The organism is Pseudomonas sp. GW821-FHT01C01, assembly GCF_059422645.1.
In genome coordinates this window covers 238,672-244,859 of record NZ_JBWKXF010000004.1, presented here as the reverse complement: position 1 = coordinate 244,859, position 6,188 = coordinate 238,672, and the positions used below count along the sequence as shown (strand labels likewise).

At 57.3% G+C, this 6,188-nt stretch carries 5 protein-coding genes and 1 rRNA gene; 2 read left to right on the top strand and 4 right to left on the bottom strand.

Annotated features, from left to right (window positions below):
• Positions 1-89: ribosomal RNA gene (locus tag AC07XF_RS04810) — 16S ribosomal RNA — on the bottom strand; the annotation flags it as partial.
• Positions 90-584: 495 nt separating this feature from the next.
• Complete coding sequence (gene tyrS / locus AC07XF_RS04805; RefSeq protein WP_495025599.1) at positions 585-1,784, bottom strand: tyrosine--tRNA ligase; 1,200 nt, start codon at positions 1,782-1,784, stop codon at positions 585-587.
• Between the two features lie 211 nt (positions 1,785-1,995).
• On the opposite strand from tyrS, the gene AC07XF_RS04800 reads away from it, so the two are divergent.
• The gene (locus tag AC07XF_RS04800) at positions 1,996-3,414 is read left to right on the top strand and encodes a peptidoglycan DD-metalloendopeptidase family protein (protein ID WP_495025598.1); all 1,419 of its coding nucleotides are present in this window, start codon (positions 1,996-1,998) and stop codon (positions 3,412-3,414) included.
• A 2-nt stretch (positions 3,415-3,416) separates the two neighbouring features.
• Positions 3,417-4,508, top strand: coding sequence for an anhydro-N-acetylmuramic acid kinase (locus AC07XF_RS04795; protein ID WP_495025597.1), 1,092 nt, complete (start codon positions 3,417-3,419; stop codon positions 4,506-4,508).
• A 68-nt stretch (positions 4,509-4,576) separates the two neighbouring features.
• On the opposite strand, the gene erpA is transcribed toward AC07XF_RS04795, so the two are convergent.
• A complete protein-coding gene (erpA, locus tag AC07XF_RS04790) occupies positions 4,577-4,927 on the bottom strand; it encodes an iron-sulfur cluster insertion protein ErpA (RefSeq protein ID WP_007906865.1) in 351 nt (116 codons plus the stop codon).
• Positions 4,928-5,093: 166 nt separating this feature from the next.
• A complete protein-coding gene (argC, locus tag AC07XF_RS04785; protein WP_495025596.1) occupies positions 5,094-6,128 on the bottom strand; it encodes an N-acetyl-gamma-glutamyl-phosphate reductase in 1,035 nt (344 codons plus the stop codon).
• Between the last annotated feature and the right edge of the window lie 60 nt (positions 6,129-6,188).

The window sequence follows — 6,188 nt, the reverse complement described above, 5'->3', positions numbered from 1 at the left end:
AAGGAGCAAGCTCCTCTCATCCGCTCGACTTGCATGTGTTAGGCCTGCCGCCAGCGTTCAATCTGAGCCATGATCAAACTCTTCAGTTCAAACATCTTTGGGTTTTGAGAAAACCCTAAACTTGGCTCAGCAATCGTTGGTTACATCTTTGATTTCTCGCGGAGTAACTTGTGATGCTGATAATCTGTTGACTAGCAGTCTGACGCCACAAGCACCCACACGAATTGCTTGATTCAGTTGTTAAAGAGCGGTTGGTTAAGAGCTTTTCGCCTCAACCGAGGCGCGCATTCTACAGCAGCCTCATTTGCTGTCAAGTGATTATTTTTCGAAGTTTTCAAGGAATCCTTAACAACTTCAACCACTTGCGCCTTCGATCTCTCGTTGGCGGGAGGCGAATTCTACAGCGTTACTCGCTGCTGTCAACACCTCTTTTTCAACTTCCTTTCGGCCTCGATGGCCTGAAGCAACTCACTGTCGAAAACTGCGTAACTCTTTGTTTATCAAGGAGTTTTCCGTTTCGACTGCGCCGGAAGTGGGGCGAATTATAGGCTTCTAAAATCCGCCGTCAACACTTTATTTCAACTTTATTCAGCCTTGAGCGTAATACGCGCAAATGCCTTCTTGCCTGCTTGGCAAACATGGGTTGCACCCAGTGCATATATAAAGGCGCGATCAACCACCTCACCATCTATACGCACACCACCCGAACCGAGAAGATCTCGCGCCATCGCCGAGTTCTTCACCAAACCGGCCTTATTAAGGACGGCAGCAATCGGCATATCCTCGGCAGCCGTCAATTCGATCTCTGGCAGATCATCCGGCAACTCGCCTTCCTTCATACGGTTACCGGCTGCACGATGAGCGTTGGCCGCAGCCTCCTCACCATGGAAGCGCGCAACGATCTCTTCAGCCAGCTTGATCTTGATATCGCGCGGATTGGCACCCGCCTCCACATCAGCGCGGAACGCATTGATCTCATCCATGGAGCGGAAGCTGAGCAATTCGAAGTAGCGCCACATCAGCACATCCGGAATGGAAACCAGCTTGCCGTACATCACACCCGGCGCTTCCTGGATACCGACATAGTTGCCCAAGGACTTGGACATCTTCTTCACGCCATCCAGACCTTCAAGCAGCGGCATGGTCAAAATGCACTGGGCTTCCTGACCATAACCACGCTGCAGCTCACGCCCCATCAGCAAGTTGAATTTCTGATCGGTACCACCGAGCTCGACGTCTGCGCGCAGAGCTACCGAGTCATAACCCTGAACCAGCGGATAAAGGAACTCATGAATGGCGATTGGCTGATTGCTTGTGTAGCGCTTGTCGAAGTCATCGCGCTCGAGCATGCGAGCCACGGTGTATTGCGAGGTCAGGCGAATGAAGTCGGCCGGCCCCATCTGATCCATCCAGGTGGAGTTGAATGCCACTTCGGTTTTTGCCGGATCCAGAATCTTGAAGACCTGAGTCTTGTAGGTCTCGGCATTCTCGAGGACCTGCTCGCGAGTAAGCGGCGGGCGCGTAGCACTCTTGCCGCTCGGATCACCGATCATCCCGGTGAAGTCGCCTATAAGGAAGATCACCTGATGCCCCAGCTCCTGGAACTGGCGCAGCTTATTAATAAGCACGGTGTGACCCAAGTGCAGATCCGGAGCCGTTGGATCGAAGCCTGCCTTAATACGTAGCGGCTGGCCACGCTTGAGCTTTTCAATCAGCTCGGACTCGACCAACAGTTCTTCCGCACCACGTTTGATCAGCGCTAGCTGCTCTTCAACCGACTTCATAACAGACCCGCAAGGCTCAGATTCAAAGGGAACCAACCATACAAGATCGCGCGTCAAATACAAGGTTTGCCCGGCGCACGGACGCCAATCCGCAGGCAGAGCGCCTGCGGACTTGCTTCAGAGATGATTTGGTTATATTTTATACAGTTATTTCATCTTCATCATGTCATTCATCTTTTCCAATTCATCTTTTTCAAAGTCAAAACCACTTATGACCACAGAATCGTCTAAAGCGCCGCCGCTTTACCCGAAGACCCACTTGCTCGCCGCAAGTGGCATCGCCGCCCTTCTCAGCCTGGCGCTCCTGGTATTCCCTTCCAGCGATGTTGAAGCCAAAAAGACGACCCTCAGTCTTGAACTGGAAAGTCCTGCTGAACAACTGACACAAGATCAAGACGCTGCTGACGCCGTTCAAGCCACAAATGAACCAGTGACATCCCCCTTCGCGCAGATCGACAACAGCGCCGAGGACACTCAGGAAACAGCTCAAGCCGAGCCGACGCCGGTCGTCGAAGAAAAGAAGCCGGCAAGCCACAGGGAAGTGTTCGTTGCCAAGGGCGACACCCTCTCTACGCTGTTCGAGAAAGTCGGCCTTCCAGCCACCTCAGTGCATGAAATACTGGCCAGCGACAAGCAGGCCAAGCAGTTCAGCCAGCTCAAGCGTGGGCAAAAACTCGAATTCGAACTCGGCCCTGACGGCCAGTTGACCAACTTGCACAGCAAGCTCAACGACCTCGAAAGCATCAGCCTGACCAAGAACGACAAGGGTTACACGTTCAACCGCACCACCGCGAAACCGACCGTGCACTCCGCTTACGTTCACGGCGTGATCAACAGTTCGCTGTCGCAGTCCGCAGCCCGGGCTGGCCTGTCTCACAGCCTGACCATGGACATGGCCAGCGTGTTTGGCTACGACGTGGACTTCGCCCAGGATATTCGCCAGGGCGACGAGTTCGACGTGATTTACGAGCAAAAGGTGGTCAACGGCAAGGCCGTTGGCAATGGCCCGATCCTGTCGGCGCGCTTCACCAACCGTGGCAAGACCTACACCGCCGTTCGTTACACCAACAAACAAGGCAACAGCAGCTACTACACCGCTGACGGCAACAGCATGCGCAAGGCGTTCATCCGCACACCAGTGGACTTCGCCCGCATCAGCTCGAAATTTTCCATGGGCCGCAAACATCCGATCCTGAACAAGATCCGCGCCCACAAAGGCGTCGACTACGCCGCGCCGCGTGGTACGCCGATCAAGGCTGCCGGTGATGGCAAGGTCTTGCTGGCGGGTCGCCGTGGCGGCTACGGCAACACCGTGATCATCCAGCACGGCAATACCTACACCACGCTCTACGGCCACATGCAAGGCTTCGCCAAAGGCGTGAAGACAGGCGGCACGGTGAAACAGGGCCAAGTGATCGGCTATATCGGCACCACCGGCCTCTCCACTGGTCCGCACCTGCACTACGAGTTCCAGGTCAATGGGGTGCACGTCGACCCGCTGGGCCAGAAACTGCCAATGGCCGATCCGATTGCCAAGGCAGAACGCACACGCTTCCTCGCCCAAAGCCAGCCGTTGATGGCACGCATGGAACAGGAAAAAGCCACTCTACTGGCTTCGAGCAAGCGTTAAGCATGGCGCTCTATATAGGTGTGATGTCCGGGACCAGCCTTGATGGCCTGGACATTGCGCTGATCGAGCAAGCCCCGGCGATCAGGCTGATTGCCTCCCACTACATCCCGATGCCCGACTCCCTGCGCGCCGAGCTGCTTGGCTTGTGCGCCAGCGGTCCGGACGAGATCGCCCGCTCCGCCATCGCCCAGCAGAACTGGGTAAAACTGGCAGCCCAAGGGATTAATGCCCTTCTCGCGCAGCAGCAACTGAAGCCTGACGATATTCGTGCGATTGGCAGTCATGGCCAGACCATCCGCCATGAACCAGCACGCGGCTTCACCGTGCAGATCGGCAACCCAGCCCTGCTGACGGAGCTGACCGGTATCACCGTGGTCAGCGACTTCCGCAGCCGCGATGTCGCTGCCGGGGGACAAGGCGCACCGCTGGTTCCCGCCTTTCACGAAGCCTTGTTTGAAGAGCGGATCGGTAATCGCGCCGTGCTGAACGTAGGCGGTTTCAGCAATCTCAGCCTGATCGAGCCTGGTAAGCCTGTCGCCGGTTTCGACTGTGGCCCGGGCAATGTGCTGCTGGACGCCTGGATTCATCAGCAACGCGGCGACCACTTTGACCGTGACGGCCAGTGGGCTGCCAGCGGCAACGTAGAACCGGTGCTGCTGAATGCGCTGCTCAGTGATCCGTTCTTTGTGACCAAAGGCCCGAAGAGTACCGGCCGGGAAGTGTTCAACCTGCCATGGCTGACACAGCATCTGGCACAACTGCCCGCCTTCGCCGCCGAAGATGTTCAGGCGACGCTGCTTGAGCTGACCGCGCTGACCATCATCGAATCACTGCAAAGCGCCCAGGCAGACACGCAGGAACTGCTGGTCTGCGGCGGCGGCGCCCACAACACCGCGCTGATGAACCGCCTGGCCAGCCTGCTGCCAAATGCAAGCGTCAGCAGCACCGCCACTTACGGCGTAGACCCCGACTGGGTCGAAGCCATGGCCTTCGCGTGGCTGGCTCATTGCTGTCTCGAAGGTATTGCAGCCAACCGTCCGAGCGTTACCGGCGCCCGCGGTTTGCGCATACTCGGCGCCATCTACCCCGCATAAATCCTCCAGACAGCAAAACGCCGCAAGACCCTGAGGCCGTGCGGCGTTCTGTGAAACAGGCGCGCTGATCAGATCGAGAACGAAGAACCGCAGCCACACGTGGTGGTCGCATTCGGGTTCTTGATGACGAAACGCGAACCTTCCAGGCCTTCCTGGTAGTCCACCTCGGCACCTGCCAGGTACTGGAAGCTCATCGGATCGACAACCAGACTCACACCTTCGCGCTCGACGATGGTGTCGTCATCGGCCACTTCTTCATCGAAGGTGAAGCCGTACTGAAAACCTGAACAACCGCCGCCCGTAACGAATACGCGCAGCTTCAAGCGATCATTCCCCTCTTCATCGACCAGGCTCTTCACCTTGTGCGCGGCACCGTGGGTGAATTGCAAAGCCGTGGGGGTGAAGGATTCGACGCTCATGCTGACTATCTCCCGGCGTTACGCCGTCATATTGCGTGATGACGCGCATTATCCGCTTCTCCTAGAAAAGCGGTCAACTATTGTTATGGTATATCAACCAATCCAATCGCCGGCCCGGAATGCAAAAAGGCCCGTAAAACGGGCCTTTTGCTGTACGCGATAAACCTTACGGCAGCATGCCTGCGTGAGACAGGCCCAGACGCTCATCCAGCCCGAACAGGATATTCATGTTCTGCACGGCCTGGCCCGAAGCACCTTTGACCAGGTTATCGATCACCGACAACACCACCACCAGATCACCATCTTGCGGACGATGCACCGCGATACGGCAGACGTTGGCACCACGCACGCTACGAGTCTCAGGATGGCTGCCGGCCGGCATCACATCGACGAACGGCTCATTGGCATAACGCTTTTCAAACAGCGCCTGCAGGTCCACCGAGTGATCAACGACGGTTGCGTACAGCGTGGAGTGAATGCCACGAATCATCGGCGTCAGGTGTGGAACGAAGGTCAGGCCGACGTCTTTGCCTGCTGCACGACGCAACCCCTGGCGAATCTCTGGCAGGTGACGGTGACCTTTGACGGCATAGGCCTTCATGCTTTCCGACGTTTCGGAGTACAGCGAGCCTACGGAGGCACCACGACCTGCACCACTGACACCGGATTTGCAGTCAGCAATCAAATGCGCAGTATCGGCCAGGCCGGCTTCGAGCAATGGCAGGAAACCCAATTGCGTTGCAGTTGGGTAGCAGCCCGGCACGGCAATCAGGCGCGCTTTCTTGATCTGCTCGCGATTGACTTCCGGCAGACCGTAGACAGCCTCGTCCAGCAGTTCCGGCGCGCCGTGCGGCTGGCCGTACCATTTGGCCCATTCATCCGCGTCCTGTAGACGGAAATCGGCCGACAGGTCGATGACCTTGGTCCCGGCCGCCAGCAATTCGCCTGCCAATGCATGGGCGACACCGTGCGGCGTGGCGAAAAACACCACATCGCAAGCGCCCAGGGTCTTGATGTCCGGAACGCTGAACGCCAGGCCGTCATAGTGGCCTCGCAGGTTCGGGTACATGTCGGCCACGGCCAGGCCAGCCTCGGATCGGGAAGTGATGACAACCACTTCAGCTTGCGGATGCTGCGCCAACAGACGCAGCAGTTCGACACCGGTGTAACCCGTGCCGCCGACGATACCGACCTTGACCATAAACCTGCCCTCAACGTACCCACTGGAAAGCCGTCGATAATAGGGGCCGCGCGCCCCTGC

Coding starts and splice junctions, on each gene's coding strand:
- tyrS (WP_495025599.1), bottom strand. CDS start 1,784: ATGAAGTCGGTTGAAGAGCAGCTAGCGCTGATCAAACGTGGTGCGGAA.
- AC07XF_RS04800 (WP_495025598.1), top strand. CDS start 1,996: ATGACCACAGAATCGTCTAAAGCGCCGCCGCTTTACCCGAAGACCCAC.
- AC07XF_RS04795 (WP_495025597.1), top strand. CDS start 3,417: ATGGCGCTCTATATAGGTGTGATGTCCGGGACCAGCCTTGATGGCCTG.
- erpA (WP_007906865.1), bottom strand. CDS start 4,927: ATGAGCGTCGAATCCTTCACCCCCACGGCTTTGCAATTCACCCACGGT.
- argC (WP_495025596.1), bottom strand. CDS start 6,128: ATGGTCAAGGTCGGTATCGTCGGCGGCACGGGTTACACCGGTGTCGAA.